Below are 18275 nucleotides of genomic sequence, written 5' to 3'. Positions count from 1 at the left end.
ATTCTCGCTGGTCAGGGGCGTTTTCTGTCGATGTGATCACCTGCCGGACGGGCACCCCTCGGGAAAGCGTGAGGTCAACGCCATCAGGGCACCTCCGGTCCGCGGTACTCGCTCATCGCGTCGAGGAGCCAGAGCGCCAGGTAGTCGGCGAACGAGGACCGCGGGAGCAGCCGGTACGCCGGCAGGTCGTCGATCTGCCAGAGCAGCACCGCGACAGGCCCCACCGTGGTCGTCACCGCCCGGCCTGGGCCGAAGGCGCGAGGATGCAGGTCCAGCGGGCAGCCCTTCTCCAGCACCTGCCGGGCGGCGGGGCCGCTCAGCTCCAGCGTGGTGCGGTTCGCCGAGACGTCCACCACCGACCCCGGGTCTGATCCGAGCGCCTCCCGCAACCCCGTGGCCACAGCGGTCGTGTCGGCCTGGGACAGTACGAGCCATTCGTCGGGGCCGAGCCAGACGACCGTGTGGGGGCCGGACGCGGTGGTGTGGCCGCACTGTCGCGGGAGCGGCGCCCCCAGGGTCTTCTCGATGCGGCCGGCCGCATCGGAAGCGGGGTCCACGCGCAGGTTCACCATGATGATGAACGGCCACTCGGTCAGCGCGACGCCGCGGGCGCCGGTGACGGCGGCGGCGCGCATCCGCTCCTCCAGGTGAGCCAGCGGGCTTCTGCGCAGTGCCACCGGGCCCGCGCCTGCGTCGATCGTCGGCTCAGCCATCGCGCTTGGTCCCTTCGGGGTCGTAGAGGACGGAGCCGGCCACCTGGACGGGCACCAGGTCCTCGCCCACCGGGGCGAGCAAGGTCTCGCCGATCCTTGCCCGCCCGTCGGTGACGAGGGCGAGGGCGAAGGGGCGGCCGAGGGCCGGACTGCGGTAGCTGGAGGTGACGTGGCCGAGCATCGGCACCGGCCCGGCCTCGGGGGTGAGGGGTACGTCCGGTGCGACGAGTTGGGTGCCTTCGGGCAGCCGGGTCACCCGGTCGCTCGGCAACAGCCCGACCAACTGCTTGCGGTCGGTGCGGGAGGTGTCGGGGCGGGAATAGGACCGGTTTCCGATGAAGTCCTTCCGCTTCGAGACCACCCAGGACATGCCCGCGTCCTGCGGGGTGACGGTGCAGTCGGTGTCCTGGCCGACGATGATGAAGCCCTTCTCGGCCCGCAGGACGTGCATGGTCTCGGTGCCGTACGGGGTGATGTCGTACGGCCGGCCGATCGCGTACACCTCTTCCCAGACCGCCGGTCCGTACCACGCGGAGACGTTGATCTCGTAGGCGAGTTCGCCGGAGAAGGAGATCCGGCAGATGCGGGCGGGGACGCCGGAGGCCAGGGTGGTCTCGCGGAAGGCCATGAACGGGAAGGCCTCGTTCGACAGGTCGACCTCGGGGGCGAGATGGGCGACGACCTCGCGCGAGTCGGGGCCGACGACGGCGATCGTCGCCCACTGCTCGGTCACCGAGGTGCAGTGGACGTCGAGTCCGGGCCACTCGGTCTGTAGCCACTCCTCCAGCCAGTCCAGGACACCGGCGGCGCCGCCGGTCGTGGTGGTCATGAAGTAGCGGTTCTCCTCCAGGCGCAGCGTCACGCCGTCGTCGAAGATCATTCCGTCGGGCTTGCACATCACGCCGTAGCGGGCGAGGCCCGGTTTGAGTTTCTTGAAGGCGTTGGTGTAGACGCGGTTGAGGAACTCGCCCGCGTCCGCGCCCCAGATCTCGATCTTGCCGAGGGTGGAGGCGTCCATGAACGCCACACCCTCACGGGCCGCGCGGCACTCGCGGGCCACAGCCGTGTCCATGTCCTCACCGCACCGGGGGTAGTACCAGGGGCGCTTCCACTGCCCGACGTCCTCGAACTCCGCGCCGTGGGCGACGTGCCAGCTGTGGATGGAGGTCGTGCGCTCCGGATCGAACAGCTCGCCGCGCTCACGACCGGCCAGGGCGGCGAAAGCCACCGGCGTGTACGGCGCCCGGTAGGCCGTGGTGCCGATCTCCCCGGGCGACGCACCCGCGCCGAGGGCCTCGGCGATCACACCGATCGCGTTGACGCCCGACGTCTTTCCCTGGTCGTTGGCCGTGCCGAGCGAGGTGTAGCGCTTGACGTGCTCGACGCCGCGCATGCCGGCGCCGGTGGACCGCCAGACGTCGGCGACGGTGACGTCGCGCTGAAGGTCGACGAAGTGGGTGTCCCACGTTCCGGGGTCGCTGTCGCGACTGCTGTCGGATCCGTGGTCGGGGGCAGGCACGAGCCACAGTGCGCGCACCGGGCCCGCTCCGGCCCCGGGCCGCGCGTCTTCGGACGGCGGTGCGGGCGGGGGAGCGGGGAACCCGGCGTCCGTCGCGGCCCGCGCACCGGCCCGCGCCCCTTCGGCCAGACAGCCGTCGAGGCCGTACGTCCCGCGCGCGGCACCGACGACTTGCTGGTCCCGTACGGTGCCGTCGGGGACGAAGGCGACCAGGTCCTCGTCCCAGCGCAGCCGGCCCTGGCGCTGGCTGTGCAAGTGCACCACCGGGCTCCACCCGCCCGAGACGGCGAGCAGGTCGCAGTCGAACGACTCCGGGTCACCGGTGAGTCGACCGCTCTCGTCCAGGCCCTGGACGGTGACGCCGGTGAGCCGGCCGTCGCCCGCGGTGTCGACCACCGAGCTGCCCGTCAGCACCCGGACCCCGGTCGCCACGGCGACCTCGGCGGCCCGGTGGGACAGCCCGGGGCGCGCGTCCACGACGGCGGCGACGTCGATCCCGGCGGCGTGGAGATCGGCGACCGTCTCGTACGCACTGTCGTTGGTGGTGCCGACCACGGCCCGCGAGCCCGGGGCCACGGCGTACCGGTTGAGGTATGTGCGCACGGCCGCGGCGAGCATCACCCCGGGCCGGTCGTTGCCGGCGAAGACCAGCGGACGCTCGTGCGCGCCGGTCGCCAGGATCACCTGGTGGGCCCGTATGTGCCACAGCCGCTGGCGCGAGACGCCCGTGGAGGGTTCGGGGGCGCCGGCTCCGAGGTGGTCGGTGCGACCCTGGAGGGCCAGCACGTAGTTGTCGTCGTACGACCCGAAGGCCGTGGTGCGTTGCAGGACTACGGCCTCGGGGGCGGCGTCGAGTGCCGCGCGGACCTCGGCGATCCACTCCAGGGCGCTCCGCCCGCCGGCCCTCTCCGTACGCCCGGAGAGCAGCGAACCGCCGGGCTCGGGCTGGTCGTCGAGGAGAATCACGCGGGCGCCGGAGCCGGCGGCAGCGGCGGCGGCTGCGAGTCCGGCCGGTCCGGCACCGACGACCAGGACGTCGGTGTGGACGTACTTCTTGTCGTAGACGGCGGGGTCGGGGGCCGCGTCGAGCCGGCCCATCCCGGACAGCGTCGTGGCGGACAGGCCGTCATACAGCTCCACCGTCGTCGCCGGCAACATGCCCTCCGTGCACGGTCCGTCGATCTGCAACAGGGCGTTCGGGTCCTCCACGCCCGCGGCGACGATGCCGCGCGGGCGTCCGCGGTAGAGCGACGGGGCGACCTCGACGAGCCCGTTCGCCAGCATCGCGGAGGCGACGGTGTCTCCGGGGTGCCCGGTCAGCTCCCGCCCGTCGACGGTGAAGTGCAGCACGGTGCCGCGGTCGATGCGGCCCTTTTGCCGGAGCCGGCGGTGCTGGTCGGGCTGGTCGGGCTGGTCGGGCCGGCGGTGCTGGTCGGGCTGGTCGGTCATGGGTTCCCTCCGGCCTGGGGCAGTTCGGGGCGGGGATCGTCGAGCCGGTAGGCGGCGAGCACCTCGTAGGTGACGGTGTCGCGCAGGACGTTGAACCAGCGGCGGCAGCCGATGCTGTGCATCCACCGCTCGGCGAAGGGACCCTTGGGGTTGTCGCGGTAGAAGACGTATTCGGCCCACTGCTCGTCGGTGAGGTCCGCGGGGTTCTCGGGGTAGGGAACATGGGCCTGTCCCCCGTAGTGGTACTCGGTCTCGTCACGGGGACCGCACCATGGGCAGGTGATCAGCAGCACGGTGTCCTTCTCTCAGCGGGCCCGGGGCGGGCGCTCAGTGGGCCACGGCCGCGGCGCCGTGTTCGTCGATCAACGCGCCCGTCGTGAAGCGTTCGAGGGCGAAGGGGGCGTTCAGCGGGTGGGGCTCGCCCGTGGCGATGGTGTGCGCGAAGGTCCAGCCGGCGGCCGGGGTGGCCTTGAATCCGCCGGTGCCCCAGCCGCAGTTGACGTAGAGGTTCTCGATGGGAGTGGCGCCGATGATCGGGGAGGCGTCCGGGGTGACGTCGACGATGCCGCCCCAGGTCCGCAGCACGTGCGCACGGGCGAAGACGGGGAACAGCTCGACGGCGGCGGCCATCTGATGCTCGATCAGGTGGAAGGAGCCGCGCTGCCCGTATCCGTTGTAGGCGTCGACACCCGCGCCCATCACCAGCTCGCCCTTGTGTGCCTGGGAGACGTAGACGTGCACGTGGTTCGACATCACCACGGTGGGGTGCACCGGTTCGTGCAGTTCGGAGACCAGGGCTTGCAGGGGATGTGACTGCACCGGCAGCCGTACGCCCGCCCGCTCGGCCAGCACGCTGCTGTGCCCGGCGGTCGCGAGGCCTACCCGGCCGGCGAGGACGCGACCGCGGCTGGTCTCGACGCCCACCACCCGGTCGCCGTCCTTGAGGAAGCCGGTGACCTCGCATCCCTGGATCAGGTCCACGCCCATCTCGTCGGCCCGGCGGGCCAGCGCCCAGGCGACGTGGTCGTGTTTGGCGATGCCGGCCCGCGGCTGGAAGGTGCCGCCGAGTACCGGATACCGGGTGTGGGGCGAGACGTTCAGGATGGGGCAGACCTTGGCGACCTCGTCCGGTTCGAGCCACTGGGCATCGACTCCGTTGAGGCGGTTGGCGTTGACGCGGCGCACGCCCTCGCGGACGTCCTGAAGGGTGTGCGCGAGGTTGAGGACGCCGCGCTGGCTGAACAGGAAGTCGTAGTCCAGCTCCTCCGGGAGCCGCTCCCACAGCCCCAGTGCGTGCTCGTAGATCGCCGCGCTCTCGTCCCACAGGTAGTTCGAGCGGATGATCGTGGTGTTGCGTGCCATGTTGCCGCCGGCCAGCCAGCCCTTCTCCAGGACGGCGACGTTGGTGATGCCGTGGTTCTTGGCGAGGTAGTAGGCGGTGGCCAGGCCGTGGCCTCCCGCGCCGACGATGACGACGTCGTACGAGGAGCGCGGCTCGGGGTTGCGCCAGAGGAAGTCCGGATGCTCCGGCAGCGGCTCGGTGGTCATGCCGCGCCTCCGTTCAGCTGGGGCAGGTGGGGATAGAGGGGGAATGTGCCGGCGAGTTTTCCGACCCGGTCACGCAGCAGGCCCGCGCCCTCGTCGCTGAGCTGCTCGTCCTTCAGGGCCTGGGCGATGACGTCGGCGACCTCCCGGAACTCCGCCTCGCCGAAGCCACGGGTGGCCAGGGCCGGGGTGCCTATCCGCAGCCCCGAGGAGATCATCGGCGGGCGGGGGTCGAACGGCACCGCGTTGCGGTTGACGGTGATGCCGATGCGGTGCAGCCGATCCTCCGCCTGCTGGCCGTCGAGCGCTGAGCTCCGCAGGTCGACCAGGACGAGGTGGACCTGGGTGCCGCCGGTCAGCACCGTGATCCCGGCCTCGGCCACGTCGTCGGCCAGCAGCCGTCCGGCGAGGATGCGGGCGCCGTCCAGGGTGCGCTGCTGGCGCTCCTTGAACTCCTCGCTCGCCGCCACCTTGAAGGCCACCGCTTTCGCCGCGACGACGTGCTCCAACGGGCCGCCCTGCTGGCCGGGGAAGACCGCAGAGTTGATCTTCTTGGCCAGGTCGGCACGGCTGAGGATCACACCGCCGCGCGGGCCGCCGAGGGTCTTGTGCGTGGTGGTCGTCACGACGTCGGCGTACGGCACCGGGCTCGGATGCAGGCCGGCGGCCACCAGCCCGGCGAAGTGCGCCATGTCGACCATCAGGTACGCGCCCACCTCGTCGGCGATCCGTCGGAACGCGGCGAAGTCCAGCTCCCGGGAGTAGGCCGACCAGCCGGCGACGATCATCTTGGGCCGGTGCGCGAGAGCGAGCTGCTCGACCTCGTCCATGTCGATGCGCATGTCGGACTCGCGCACGTGATACGGCACGACGTTGTACAGCTTGCCGGAGTAGTTGAGGCGCATTCCGTGGGTCAGGTGCCCACCGTGCGCCAGGTCGAGGCCGAGGATCGTGTCGCCGGGCTTGAGCAGCGCGAACATCGCGGCTGCGTTGGCCTGGGCGCCCGAGTGCGGCTGTACGTTCGCGGCCTCGGCGCCGAACAGTTCCTTCACCCGGGCGATGGCCAGCCGCTCGATGACGTCGACGTGTTCGCAGCCGCCGTAGTAGCGGCGGCCCGGGTAGCCCTCGGCGTATTTGTTGGTCAGCACCGAGCCCTGGGCCTCCATGACGGCGGAGGGGGCGAAATTCTCCGAGGCGATCATCTCGAGGGTCGACTGCTGACGGTGCAGCTCGGCATCCACCGCGGAGGCGACATCCGGGTCGAGCCTGCCGAGCGGGAGGGAGAGGGGAGAGGTGACCGTGGTGATCGAGGGGTTCGTTGCCATCTGTGCCCCATCCTGAGAGCCAACTAATGGGCAATTGATATATCAGCCTCTGCGGTAAGGTATGGGAGCTCGCCGGACAGGTCAAGGGGGCTTCATGCGGCATGCGGCGACCGAGCCCGGGGGCGAGGAGCTGTCCCTCGCCGAGCGGGCCTACCGCGCCATCCGTGACTGGCTCGTCATGCTCGAGATCCGCCCGGGGGCGCCGATCAACGAGGACCAGTTGGCACAGTCCCTCGGCGTCGGGCGGACACCGGTGCGCGAGGCGCTCAAACGGCTCCAGTACGAGCGGCTGATCGCGACCTACCCCCGACGCGGCACCTTCGCCACCGACGTCAACATCACCGACCTGGCCCATATCTCCGAGGTGCGCCAGGAACTGGAGCCGCTGGCAGCTGCCCAGGCCGCGCGGCGCGCCACGGCCACGGACCGTGCGGCCCTGACCGCCGCACTGCGGGAGCTGGAGAGCGTGGATTCGAGCCGGCGCGATGCCGCCGAGCTCATGCGCCTGGACCTTCAGGTCCACCGCGCCATCTACGCCGCCACGCACAACCCGTACCTGGAGGACACCCTCGTCCGCCACGACAACCTGGCCACCCGCATCTGGTGCCTGTTCATCGACCGGCTGTCCGACATGGCCGGTCACGTGGAAGAACACGGACCGCTGATCGAGGCGATCGTCGCCGGTGACGCCGAGAAGGCGGCACAGTTCGCCCGCAGCCACGTCGAGGGCTTCGAACGGGCCATTCGCGACGCCGTCTGAGACGCCGTGCGAGACGCCGTCCGACGGGAGAACGCCAACTCGCTCTGTGCTTCGCCGAGTTGGACGAGTTGGACGAGTTGGACGAGCCTCCGGTGTATGTCGCCGAGGGCCCTTCGCGTCAGTGCGCGGTGCCCCGCGGATCCTTCCGGCGCGGACGGGGCCTGCCGGCCAGGGCGGTCCACAGCCGCGGGGCGGCGCCGTCCTCGGGGAGTTGGACGATCATGTAGCGGACGCAGCGTTCGATCTTGACCCGCCACAGGCGGGCCGCCTCGTTTCCGTCGACGTCTCGCAACGCGTCGTGGACGGCGGTGGCCTCGTCGGCGATGGTATCGCACTCGTCGGCGGGTGACGGGTTGGACAGGTGCCGCAAAGAACCTAAAGCGGGGTGCGTGAACCGGTCTTCGGTTCGGCGCCGTCGTGGGCGTCCGCGTGGGTCCCAGGGCCGGCCGGGTCTTCCACGCGGCCTCGTTCGTCGTGCCGGGATACGTGCCGCGCCCACAACGAGGTGGCGATCGGGCAGAGGAGCGCGGTGACGACCATCGAGGCGGAGACGATGATCGTGGCCTGCCCGGCGGCGGGCGCGTACACGGGGTTGGCAGCGGCTACGGCGGCGGGGACGACTGCCGCGTTGCCGGCGGTCGTCGCGGCTGCTATCCCCGCGACACCGTCACCTCCGGTGAGGCGGTCGGCCAGGACGAGGACGGCGCCGCCGACCAGCACGACGAACAGTCCCACGAGGATGCCCAGCGCACCCGCGGATACGACGGCGCGCAAGTCGATCGTGAGCCCCAGCGCGAGCCCGAGGAGGGGGATCAATCCGGGGACGACGGGCGCGAACAGGTCGCGGAAGGAGTGGTCGAGGTTGCCGATGACCAGGCCGAGCACCAGCGGGAGGATGGCCCCCACCAGCGCCTGCCAGGGGAACGCGGACAGCCCCGCGACGCCGAGCGTGACCATGGTGAGGAACGGCCCCGACTCCAGCGACATCAGGGAGTAGGCGCCCGCGTCCTTCTTGCGCCCGTACTGGCTCATGAGCGAGACGTAGATCCCGCCGTTGGTGTCGTTGAGCGCGGCTACGATCGCGAGCGCCGACAGCCCCCCGAGAACGCCACCGGAGACCGGCGCCTCGCCGAGGAGGCGGCCGGCGGCGATACCGACGACCAGGGCGAAAAGGATCTTGGTCCCGAGCAGAACCCCTCCCTTGCGCAGGATGTAGGGGGTGGACCGGAGATCGAGCGTCGTTCCGAGGCAGAAGAAGAACACGGCCAGGATCGGCGGGAGGCCGGTGAAGAATGCCGAGGTGAACGAGCCGAAGAACTCTCCGGCGTTCGGTGCCGCGGTATGGATGACGGCCCCGATGGCGAGCGGGACGAGCATCATGCCGCCGGGGACCTTGTTCACGTACTTCATGGCGTTCATGTGGTGCGCTCCTAGGGCGTCATTGCATCCAGGGCGATGAGGTGCTTGGGGACGCGGGCAGGGCCGTCCACAACTCCGTTGCGTGGGCCGCCCCCGGTTGGATGTGCTCGTCCTCGATGATCAGGAGTTCCATCGTGACGGCGACCGGACTGTTCTCGGCGACGAGGACACCACCGTGAACGGCACCTGCGGAGTCGACGACGAGGGTGTGGAGCTGCCCGGCCGGATCGGCGTCCGGGCCGACCTCCCCGAGGAGGGATATGACCTCGGCGGCCGGTCCTTCCAGCGTGTGGTGGCTGTCGTCGCGGCGCAGGGTCGGCCCCACCAGGCTGCCCAACGTCGCGCGCACGACGGCGCGTCGGAAGCCCTGGTCGCGGCAGACCTGTTCGGCGGCGTCGCGGACGTTCTCGCCGGGAAGCACGCGGCTGAACGCCACCCGCCCACCGCCGGCGGGGATGTCAGCGCGCGCCGCGGTCGGGGTGAAGACCGGCAGGCGGGTTTCCGGGTCGACCGCGCTCGTGTTGCGCACGCCGGGGAGCGGATGGAGGACGGCGTGGAGCGGGACCCGGCCGACCGTGGTCTCCGGCCGGACGTGCCCGGCCTGAATGACGCCGCCCGCGTCGATCCACGCCGCGTGGCAGTGGACGAAGGGGGCGTCGTCGCGGAGGCCCACGGTGACCGACCCGGCGATGACGTTGGCCGGCCCGCGTGCGGTCCGTGCGGCGCTGAAGCCGACGGCGGCGCTGCCGTCGGTGCAGACGGCCGGTACGCAGTAGGAGACGTGTCCCAGTGTCCCGCCCAGCAGCTCGGCCTGGGCGGAGGTGGCCCCGTGGCCGACGGTGAGCTCGGCCAGGGCGTCGGCCAGGGGCGCCCCGGCGGGCAGCGATACCGGCACGGCCTCGGAACGTGCCGGCACCGTCCGCACCCGGGGGAACTGCGGCGGTCCGGGGTGGTCAAGGGGTGAAATCGTGCCGGGCGTGCTCATCGCGCACCTCCGGGCTCCCCGTCGGACCATCCGGCGGTGAGCAGCTCGTCGCGGATGGTCCGTTTCACGATCTTTCCGTAACCGGACTTGGGCAGCTCTGGCCAGCGGACGAAGTGGCGGGGCAGCTTGTAGCGCGAGAGCCGCGGTTCGAGCCATGCCAACAGGTCCTCGGATCCGGCGGGTTCGCCGTCGTGGCCGGGGTCGGCGACCCAGACGGCGACGCCGACCTCGCCCCACACAGGGTGCGGCATGCCCAGCACGGCGACCTCGGCCACCGCGGGGTGGTCTGCCAGCTTCTCCTCGATGTCACGGGGGTGCACGTTGGACCCGCCGGAGATGTACATGTCCGAGGCGCGCCCGGTGATGTAGAGGTAGCCGTGCTCGTCGAGCAGGCCGAGGTCGCCGGTGTGGAACCAGCCGTCCCGGAAGGCCGCCACGTTCGCCCGCGCGTTGTTCAGGTAGCCGGCGCAGACGGCGGACCCGGCCACGCAGATCTCCCCTGATTCGCCGGCGGGCAGCTCGCGCCCGTCGGCATCGCGGATGGCGATCTGCATCCCGGTGCGGGCGCGGCCACAGGTGCCGAACTCCACGCCGTCAGGGCGCGGACGGCCGTGCTCCCGGGCCGGAAGGACCGTGACGTTCCCGGTGACCTCGCCCAGGCCGTAGTACTGGACCAGGACGTCGCCGAGGACCGCCCGGGTGTTGTCCTGGTCCGCGGCGTACATGGGAGCGCCGGCGTATATGACGTACCGCAGGCTCGATCGATCGCTCGTCCGCGCGGCAGGGTGCTCGGCGATCTTCTTGAGGATCGTGGGAACCGTGAACATGTTGGAGACGCGTTCGCGCTCGACGAGGCTCCACACCTCGTCGCCGTCGAGGCCCCGCGAGGCGGTCAGCACCGACCGGGCGCCCCGCGCGATCTGTGGCAGCAGGTGGACGCCCGCGCCGTGGGAGAGGGGCGCCAGCACGAGCGAAGAGTCTTCCTCCGTGGTCCCCGGCATCAGATCGGCCAGATGGTTGTTGACCACGAACCCCATCTGATCGTGCGTCAGGATCGCGGCCTTCGGGCTGCCGCTGGTGCCGGAGGTGAAGAAATACCAGGCCGCGTCCCCGGGGGCGACCTCCGCATCGGGCATCCCACCGGATTCCGCGCCGAGCGGTGCGATCTCGGCGATGGCGTCGGGCCCGGTCGCGTCGATCCAAAGGGTGTTCTCGCACAGCGTGTCCACTGCCCGGGCGTGGTCCGGCTGAGCGCCGTGGCAGACGATCAGCGCGGGACGGCAGACCTGGGCAACGGCGGTGACGTCCGAGGGCGTCAGCCGGCTGTTGGTCGGCGCGAGGACCGCACCGATGCGCCAGGTCGCGAACATGGTCTGGACGAACTCGGCGTGGTTCGCGCTGTGCAGGAGCACGCAGTCCCCCTGCCGGATCCCGCGTTCACGCAGAGCCCGCGCGAGGGCGCTCACGGCGTCGTCGAGCTGCCGCCAGCTCCAGCGGGTGCTCCCATGGACGAGCGCGTCGTGCCGGGGGAGCCGACGGGCGGTCTGCGTCAGGAGCGTTGCCAGGTTGACTGCGCGCTTACGGGGGCTCACCGGGCCACCTCCAGCACCGACGCGTAGTTGGCTACGGCAGCGCCGCCCATGTTGAACACCGCGGCCCGGTCGGCTCGCGGCAGCTGCATCGCACCGGCCTCGCCGACCAGTTGCATGGCGGCCATGACGTGCTGGGACACCCCGGTCGCGCCGATGGGGTGCCCCTTGGCCTTCAGACCGCCCGAGACGTTCACCGGAAGGGACCCGTCGCGGTGGGTGATGCCGTCGGCCAGGACCGTGGCGCCCTTGCCCGGCTCAGCCAGGCCGAATGCCTCGTACTGCAACAGCTCGGCCTGTGTGAAGCAGTCGTGCGTCTCGATGAGATCGAGGTCGGCCAGGCTCACACCCGCTTCGGCGAGCGCCGCGGTGAACGCGCGGCGGGCCCCGTCGAACGCGAGCGGGTCCGCTCGCGCGTCGATGGCCAGCGGGTCGTTCGCCTGGGCGCGGCCGTGCCAGGCCACCGCGCGCCGGGCCGTACGGGCCACATCCGCCGATGCGACGACGACGGCCGCCGCGCCGTCGGAGATCATCGAGCAGTCGGTGCGCAGCAGCGGCGCGGCGACGAGCGGGTTGCGGTCCGACTCCGTCGCGCAGAACTCGATACCCAGGTCCTTACGGACGTGGGCATACGGGTTGTCGACCCCGTTGCGGTGGTTCTTCGCCGCGATCCGCGCGAGCGCCGGACGCTGGTCGCCGTAGCGATCGGCGTAGCGGCGGGCGAGCTCGGCGAAGATCGCCGCGAAGCTGCCGTACCTGGCTTCGGTGCGGCGCAGGCAGGCCCCCAGCAGCGCCTCGTTCGCCTCCGCGCCGCTGACCCCGGTCATCTTCTCCGCGCCTATCACCAGTGCGGCCCGGACCCGCCCGGACGCCACGGCGTCCAGGGCCGCGAAGAGCGCCGCGCTACCGGTCGCGCAGGCGTTCTCCGCACGGACCGCGGGGACCTTCGCGAGCTCGGGGGTCGCGGAGCCGACCAGTGCGGCGTCGAAGCTCTGGGACGAGAACCCGGAGCCGTACACGCCGACCGAGACGAAGCCGATGTCGGTCGCGTCGAGCCCGGCGTCAGCGATGGCCACGGCGGCGACCTCGCCCATGAGGGACTCCACATCCGGGGCTGATGACCGGCCGAAGGGCGTGTGGGCCCACCCGGTCAGCTGTGCGGAAGTTGTCATCGTCGACCTCCAGAAAACGGGAATTCATCCCGCGAAGCAGCGAGGCAATACTCCGCTCGGAGGCCGCAGCGACGTAAGCACGCGCCGATGCAAGCTTGCCTCCATGATTTCTCGGTCTGTAGAAAGGCCTGAAGAAAACCCAGGTTGAGGGCGTGGTGGGATGGCGGGAGCCGGGTGGCACGGGTCCACGGATGAGATACAGGTGCTGGTCGACGAGTTGGCCGAGACCCTGGGGCGTTCCGTGGTCGTCAACGATCCGCTGGTCCGGCAGGTGTACTCGAGCCGGCACTTCGACGATGAGGACCCGGTCCGCGTCCGCGCGGTCCTCCAGCGGGATGCCGGTGCCGCCGTCGTCGCGTACGTCCTCGGGCAGGACCTCCAGCGATGGTCGGGAACCGGTGTCCTGCCCGCCGTACCGGAACTCGGCCTGCTGCCCCGCCTGTGTGCGCCGTTGCGCGGCGACGGCGAGTTCCTCGGCACGCTCATGGTGATCGACGCGGACAGCAGCCTGTCCGAGGCCGAGATTTCCTCCATCGGGGAAACCGCCACCACCGTCTCGGCACTGCTCGCGGCGCGCGCGGCGGCATCGGACACCGCCCGCGCTGTCCGTGAACGCGCGGTGCGTGCACTGCTTTCTCCCGACGGCAAGAAACGCGACGCGGGGCTCGAGCAGTTGCAGGACGCCGGCTTTCCCGACCGGGGGAATGCGATCGTGACGGTGGCAGAGGTGGTCAGCGAGACCCACACCACCGCGCAGATCGAGCTCGCGCTGCGCTCAGCGCAGGCCACCGTCGAGGCGTCGAGCCGGGTGCCCGCCATCGGCTCGGTGCGGGGCAACCACGCCGTCTTCGTCCAGCAGCACCCCGCCCCGGCCTCCCCGGCGCACCTCGTCGGACAGTCCCGGGGCATCCAGACCACCTTGCGTCGTGCGCTGGGGCCGGACGCCCGCACCGCGGTCGGTGTCGGGGCGCACGTCGTCGGCCTCGCGGATGCGCGCGGCTCCTTCCGGCAGGCCGAGGTCGCCCTCCGCGCCGCCCGGAGACTGCCTCAGCTGGACGGTGTCGGCCTGTGGGACCAGCTCGGGGAGTTCGCGGTACTGCTCTGTATCCCCGACGACACACCGCCGGACTCCCCGGTGACACGAGGTCTGCGCGCCCTCTGGAACCACGAGGCGGGGCCGCGCCTGCTCAAGACCCTGCGGACCTACCTCGACAACGCCGGCTCGGCTCCCCGCACCGCCGCGGCGCTGAACCTCCACCGGACCTCGTTGTACTACCGGCTGCGCCAGATCCAGGAGATCACCGGGATGGATCTCGACGACGGGTGCGATCGCCTCGTGCTCCACCTCGCGCTGCGCCTGGAGGACGTCCTTCCCCACTGACGCTGAGCAGCGGGTTTCAACAGAACGAGCATGGTCATCGGCATCTTCGCGACACAGCGTGGTCGCATGCCGGAATCGTCGCCGCCCATTCTTGGGGCCGACAGTGACGCCCGGCTGAAGGAGACGATCGAGGATGACCGCATCGACCGGATTCCGCTCTTCGAACCCCGTTGCCATCGTGACCGGCGCCAGCGGGGGCATCGGCTCCGCCATCGTCGCCAGGCTGGCGAAGGACGGTCACCGCGTGGCCGGGTTCGACGCGGTGGCACCTCGTGAAGACGATCCCGCCGTCTCTTCGGCCCGCATCGTCGACGTCTCCTCCGCCGACGAGGTGCGGCGCCATGTCGACGAGGTCGCCGCCGAGTTCGGCCGGGTCGACCTCCTGGTCAACTGCGCCGGTACCGCCCACCGCGCCTCGTTCGCCGAGACCACGGCCGACCAGTTCATGACCGACGTCCGCTCCAACCTGCTCGGCACGTTCCTGATGTGCCAGGCCGCCGTGTTCCCCCACATGACCCGGGCCGGGAGGGGCCGCATCGTCAACGTCGCCTCGATCTCCGGCAAGACCGGCGGTACGGGACCGGTGTCTCCGGACGGCTCGGCGGGCCGCTCCGGCCCCGGCTACGCGTCGGCCAAAGCCGGCGTGATCAACCTGACCCGCTGGATCGCCCGGGAGGCCGGGCGCACCGGCGTCACGGCCAACGTGGTCGCCCCGGGGCCGATCGAAACCCGGATGACCGAGGGCCAGAGCTACCACGTCGAAGAGATCCCGCTGGGGCGGCAGGGCCGCCCCGCTGAGGTGGCCGACGCCGTCGCCTGGCTCGCGAGCGAGGGTGCCCGCTACGTCAATGGCACCGTCGTCGACGTGGACGGCGGGCTCGTTCGCGCATAAGCGCCCGGGTCGGCTTCCAGCCGGTTCCGGGGAGGCCCCGATGCGCCACGAGTCGCGCCCGTCCCCGCCTCTACTGGCCACCGAGGGAGGAGGCGCGGGGCTGGAAAGTGGGCTCCAGGCGGAGTGATTCGCAAGGTTGACCGTCGATGAGCCGAGCCAGCGTATGGGCCGCCTCGTATCCCATGCGGCGCATCGGCGAGTGCACGGTGCTCAGGGCGACCGGGAGCTGGGCGGCGAGCGGCACATCGTTGAAGCCCACGATGGCGACATCCTCGCCGACCCGCAATCCCGCGTCGCGAACGGCTCCCATGGCGCCGATGGCGGCGAAGTCGTTCACGGCGAAGAGGGCGGTCGGGCGCGGCGTGCGGGTCAGCAGTTCCTCGGCGACCTGCCGACCGCCCTGTACGTCGAAGCGGGAGTGCAGGACCCGGGATTCCGGTATGCGGATGCCCGCTTCCCGGCAGGCGGCGACGAAGCCGGCAGTCCGCTCCGCGCCCGTGGAGGCGTAAGGCTCACCCGCGATCACGGCCAGCTCGCGGTGCCCGAGTTCCAGCAGATGCTCGGCCGCGAGCCGGCCGCCGAGGGTGTCGTCGCAGGTGACCGAGCAGACGTCGACATCGGTCAGGCGGCGCGAGGTGAGCACGACCTTGGTGCCCCGGTCGACCAGTTCCCGGACGAGACTGGCGTCGCTGCGGGCGTCCCCGAGTATCAGACCGTCGACCCGGGCGCCGAGCAGGGTCTCGACGCGCAGCCGCTGGGTGTCGCGGTCGTCGCCGCTGTTGGCGACGACGGTCTGATAGCCGCAGTCGTTGGAGCCGTGCTCGACGCCTTCGTAGATGGTGGCCAGCACCAGGTCCGTCAGCCGGGGGACGACCACGCCGATCAGCTTCGACCGCCCCGTGCGCAGGCTGGCGGCTGCGGGGTGCGGGAGGTAGCCGAGCTGTTCGGCGACCTCGCGGATGCGCTCGGCGGTACGGCGGCCGACGCCGTCACTGCCGCGCAGGGCGCGGGACGCGGTGGTGGTGTGGACACCGGCTGCGCGGGCGATGTCGGCGAGGGTCGCGGGCCTTGCCTTGGCCCCGGGATCCGCCGGGTCCCCCTGTGCGCCCGTCCGCCCCTGTCCGGTCTTGCCGCCGCTCACCTGAAGGTCCTCTCGTCCCGTGCGTGCCGACCGCCCCCAGCTCTGGCGCGCCCGGCTCGCGCGTCCGCCACATTGTCTCCTACCTGGCATACGGCGCGGCGACGGGCTGCTGGAGGTGCGGGGCCGTCTTCAGGTGAAATTCCGATTTCCCCTATTGACCGTCAGTGTGCCAGCGCACATTATGTTCCGCAATCGATTGCGCAATCGTTAGCGGAGGCTTTGTGCGTCACATCGTTCTTCTCAGTACCGGCGGCACCATCGCCACGCGCAACGGTGCCGCCGGCCGCCGGGTCGAAGTGGGGGCCCGGGAACTGCTCGGCTCCCAGAGCGGCGCCCCCTGGCTCGACGGGGTGCGGATCGACGCACGGGATGCCGCCTCCTTCGTCAGCTTCGCGGCCGGCATCCCGGAGGCGCTCTCCCTCGCCGAAAGCGTCCGCGAGGCCACCGCCGAGGCCGACGCCGTCGTCGTCACGCACGGCACCGACACCCTGGAGGAGTCGGCGTTCTTGCTGGCGCTGACCCACGGCGGCCCCGAGCCGGTGGTGTTCACCGGGGCGCAGCGGCCCTTCGACGACCCGGCGCCGGACGGTCCCCGCAATCTCGCCACAGCGCTGCGCTGGGCGGCGACCGCCGAGTCCGACGGCACCGGCGTCACCGTCGCGTTCGCCGACGGGATCTGGCCCGCGGTCGGGGTGCGCAAGACGCACGCGCTCGCCGTGGACGCCTTCGGGGCCCCCGGCCGCGGCCCGGTCGGACGGGTCGACGAAGGCGGTGTGAGGCGGTACGGCAGCGCGCCGCGGGAAGTGCTGCTGCCGCCGGACACGGCCGATCTGCCGCGGGTCGACGTCATCGGCCAGTACCTCGGCGTCGACGGGTCCGCGGTCCGGCACGCCGTCCGCGAGGGAGCCCGCGGGCTCGTCGTCGCCGGGTTCGGTTCCGGCAACACCACACCCGCCACCACCGAAGCGTGCGTGCACCTGCTCGGCGAGGGCGTTCCGGTGCTGGTCTCCTCCCGTACGGGCGAGGGGGCGGTGACCGGTCTGTACGCGGGCGGCAGCGCCGAACTGGCCGCGGCGGACGCGGTGTTCGCCGGCGATCTGTCGCCCTGGCAGGCGCGGCTGCTGCTCGCGGCTGCGCTGGCTGCCGAAGACAGTACGAAACGCGGTGCGGACGGTATGGAACGCGTCACCCGACGCTGCCGGGACTGGCTCCGGGCGACCGGCGCCGTGCCACGCGAGGACCCGGCGCGCTCCCCCCTCCCCGATCCCGCATTCACTCCAACTCGCCCTGGCGGCACGCCAGGACAAGCCACTCAGTGAGAGAGCAAGAAAGGGCAAACCCTATGGCCAAGGAAATCCTCGTGGCATACGGCGTGGACGTGGACGCCGTCGGCGGCTGGCTGGGTTCGTACGGCGGTGAGGACTCGCCGTGCGACATCTCCCGCGGGATGTTCGCCGGCGAGGTCGGTGTGCCGCGGATCCTCGAACTGTTCCGCCGCAAGGGGCTCACCACGACCTGGTTCTGGCCCGGCCATTCGATCGAGACCTTTCCCGGAGAGTTCGACGCCTGTCATGCGGCCGGCCACGAGATCGGCGTGCACGGCTACAGCCACGAGAACCCGATCGCGATGAGCCGGGAGCAGGAGTCGGCGATTCTCGACCACTGCATCGATCTGATCAGCGACCGCACCGGAAGGCGCCCGACGGGCTACGTCGCTCCCTGGTGGGAGTTCTCACCGGTGACCAACGAACTGCTGCTGGAGCGCGGTATCAAGTACGACCACTCGTTGATGCACCGGGACTTCGAGCCCTATTACGTGCGCGTCGGCGACACCTGGTCGAAGATCGACTACGACCGGCCCGCGGACACCTGGATGAAGCCGCTGGTACGCGGGGAGGAGACCGACCTCGTCGAGATCCCGGCGTCGTGGTATCTGGACGACCTGCCTCCGATGATGTTCATCAAGTCCAGCCCGAACAGCCACGGCTTCGTCAGCCCCCGCGACCTGGAACAGCTCTGGCGCGACCAGTTCGACTGGGTGTACCGCGAGTCCGACTACGCCGTGTTCACCATGACCGTGCATCCGGATGTCTCCGGACGCCCCCAGAACCTGTTGATGCACGAGCGGCTGATCGACCACATCGGTAGCCACGAAGGCGTCCGGTGGGTCACCTTCGACGAGATCGCCGACGACTTCCTGCGCCGCGCACCGCGCGGCTGACGCTCTCACCCCCGTTCTCACCCCCCGGCGGTGCACGGCAGTTTCGGGTGCCGCCGGGGCTCCGGCCCGCCGCCCCTGGCCCGGCCGCACCGCTCCCGCCATCCCCCGGCCCGGCCGCACCGCTCCCCGCCATCCCCCGGCCCGGCCGTACCGCTCCCCGCCGC

General features: G+C 71.2%; 16 protein-coding genes. 5 read left to right on the top strand and 11 right to left on the bottom strand.

The window, feature by feature from the left end; translation table 11 throughout:
* Nucleotides 1–83: 83 nt before the first annotated feature.
* Genes OHB04_RS04090 through glyA form a run of 5 tightly spaced genes read right to left on the bottom strand, consistent with a single transcriptional unit; the run spans nt 84 to nt 6551 of the window.
* Nucleotides 84–713, bottom strand: a complete 630-nt coding sequence (locus tag OHB04_RS04090; protein WP_326806818.1) for a sarcosine oxidase subunit gamma — start codon at nt 711–713, stop codon at nt 84–86.
* On the bottom strand, nt 706–3681 hold the full coding sequence (locus OHB04_RS04085; protein WP_326686297.1) for a sarcosine oxidase subunit alpha family protein: 2976 nt from the start codon (nt 3679–3681) through the stop codon (nt 706–708). The genes OHB04_RS04090 and OHB04_RS04085 overlap by 8 nt, the downstream gene beginning before the upstream one ends.
* Entirely contained in the window at nt 3678–3974 is a 297-nt protein-coding gene (locus tag OHB04_RS04080; protein ID WP_326686296.1) for a sarcosine oxidase subunit delta, read from the bottom strand. Before OHB04_RS04080 ends, OHB04_RS04085 begins: the two co-directional genes overlap by 4 nt.
* Nucleotides 3975–4008: 34 nt before the next feature.
* Nucleotides 4009–5229, bottom strand: a complete 1221-nt coding sequence (locus tag OHB04_RS04075; protein ID WP_326686295.1) for a sarcosine oxidase subunit beta family protein — start codon at nt 5227–5229, stop codon at nt 4009–4011.
* Nucleotides 5226–6551 (bottom strand): serine hydroxymethyltransferase, encoded by a 1326-nt coding sequence (gene glyA, locus OHB04_RS04070; protein WP_326806817.1) that lies wholly within the window; start codon nt 6549–6551, stop codon nt 5226–5228. Before glyA ends, OHB04_RS04075 begins: the two co-directional genes overlap by 4 nt.
* Nucleotides 6552–6645: 94 nt before the next feature.
* On the opposite strand from glyA, the gene OHB04_RS04065 reads away from it, so the two are divergent.
* Entirely contained in the window at nt 6646–7311 is a 666-nt protein-coding gene (locus OHB04_RS04065; RefSeq protein WP_326686293.1) for a GntR family transcriptional regulator, read from the top strand.
* Nucleotides 7312–7429: 118 nt separating this feature from the next.
* Here the strand turns inward: OHB04_RS04065 and OHB04_RS04060 are convergent, their stop codons facing one another.
* The 5 genes from OHB04_RS04060 to OHB04_RS04040 all read right to left on the bottom strand — a co-directional run bounded on the left by OHB04_RS04060 (nt 7430) and on the right by OHB04_RS04040 (nt 12476).
* A complete protein-coding gene (locus OHB04_RS04060; protein WP_326806816.1) occupies nt 7430–7681 on the bottom strand; it encodes a hypothetical protein in 252 nt (83 codons plus the stop codon).
* 5 nt (nt 7682–7686) lie between these two features.
* A complete protein-coding gene (locus OHB04_RS04055) occupies nt 7687–8730 on the bottom strand; it encodes a 2-keto-3-deoxygluconate permease (RefSeq protein ID WP_326686291.1) in 1044 nt (347 codons plus the stop codon).
* 19 nt (nt 8731–8749) lie between these two features.
* Entirely contained in the window at nt 8750–9646 is an 897-nt protein-coding gene (locus tag OHB04_RS04050) for a PCC domain-containing protein (protein WP_326686290.1), read from the bottom strand.
* Nucleotides 9647–9711: 65 nt separating this feature from the next.
* On the bottom strand, nt 9712–11307 hold the full coding sequence (locus tag OHB04_RS04045) for an AMP-binding protein (protein ID WP_326806815.1): 1596 nt from the start codon (nt 11305–11307) through the stop codon (nt 9712–9714).
* Nucleotides 11304–12476: a thiolase domain-containing protein gene (locus tag OHB04_RS04040; protein ID WP_326806814.1), complete on the bottom strand. Its 1173-nt coding sequence runs from the start codon at nt 12474–12476 to the stop codon at nt 11304–11306. Before OHB04_RS04040 ends, OHB04_RS04045 begins: the two co-directional genes overlap by 4 nt.
* Nucleotides 12477–12636: 160 nt before the next feature.
* Here OHB04_RS04040 and OHB04_RS04035 point away from each other — a divergent pair, with 160 nt between their 5' ends.
* Nucleotides 12637–13857, top strand: a complete 1221-nt coding sequence (locus OHB04_RS04035; protein ID WP_326686287.1) for a PucR family transcriptional regulator — start codon at nt 12637–12639, stop codon at nt 13855–13857.
* A 133-nt stretch (nt 13858–13990) separates the two neighbouring features.
* Nucleotides 13991–14749: an SDR family NAD(P)-dependent oxidoreductase gene (locus tag OHB04_RS04030; RefSeq protein ID WP_326686286.1), complete on the top strand. Its 759-nt coding sequence runs from the start codon at nt 13991–13993 to the stop codon at nt 14747–14749.
* A gap of 70 nt (nt 14750–14819) precedes the next feature.
* Here OHB04_RS04030 and OHB04_RS04025 read toward each other — a convergent pair whose 3' ends face one another.
* On the bottom strand, nt 14820–15890 hold the full coding sequence (locus OHB04_RS04025) for a LacI family DNA-binding transcriptional regulator (protein WP_326686285.1): 1071 nt from the start codon (nt 15888–15890) through the stop codon (nt 14820–14822).
* Nucleotides 15891–16111: 221 nt separating this feature from the next.
* On the opposite strand from OHB04_RS04025, the gene OHB04_RS04020 reads away from it, so the two are divergent.
* Entirely contained in the window at nt 16112–17209 is a 1098-nt protein-coding gene (locus OHB04_RS04020) for an asparaginase (RefSeq protein ID WP_326806813.1), read from the top strand.
* Nucleotides 17210–17232: 23 nt separating this feature from the next.
* Nucleotides 17233–18111 (top strand): polysaccharide deacetylase family protein, encoded by an 879-nt coding sequence (locus tag OHB04_RS04015; RefSeq protein WP_326686283.1) that lies wholly within the window; start codon nt 17233–17235, stop codon nt 18109–18111.
* The last annotated feature ends 164 nt before the right edge of the window (nt 18112–18275 follow it).

This window comes from Streptomyces sp. NBC_01775 (genome assembly GCF_035917675.1).
Lineage (GTDB): Bacteria > Actinomycetota > Actinomycetes > Streptomycetales > Streptomycetaceae > Streptomyces.
Note: the sequence above shows the minus strand (reverse complement) of the source record. Positions and strands in the feature narration are given on the sequence as shown.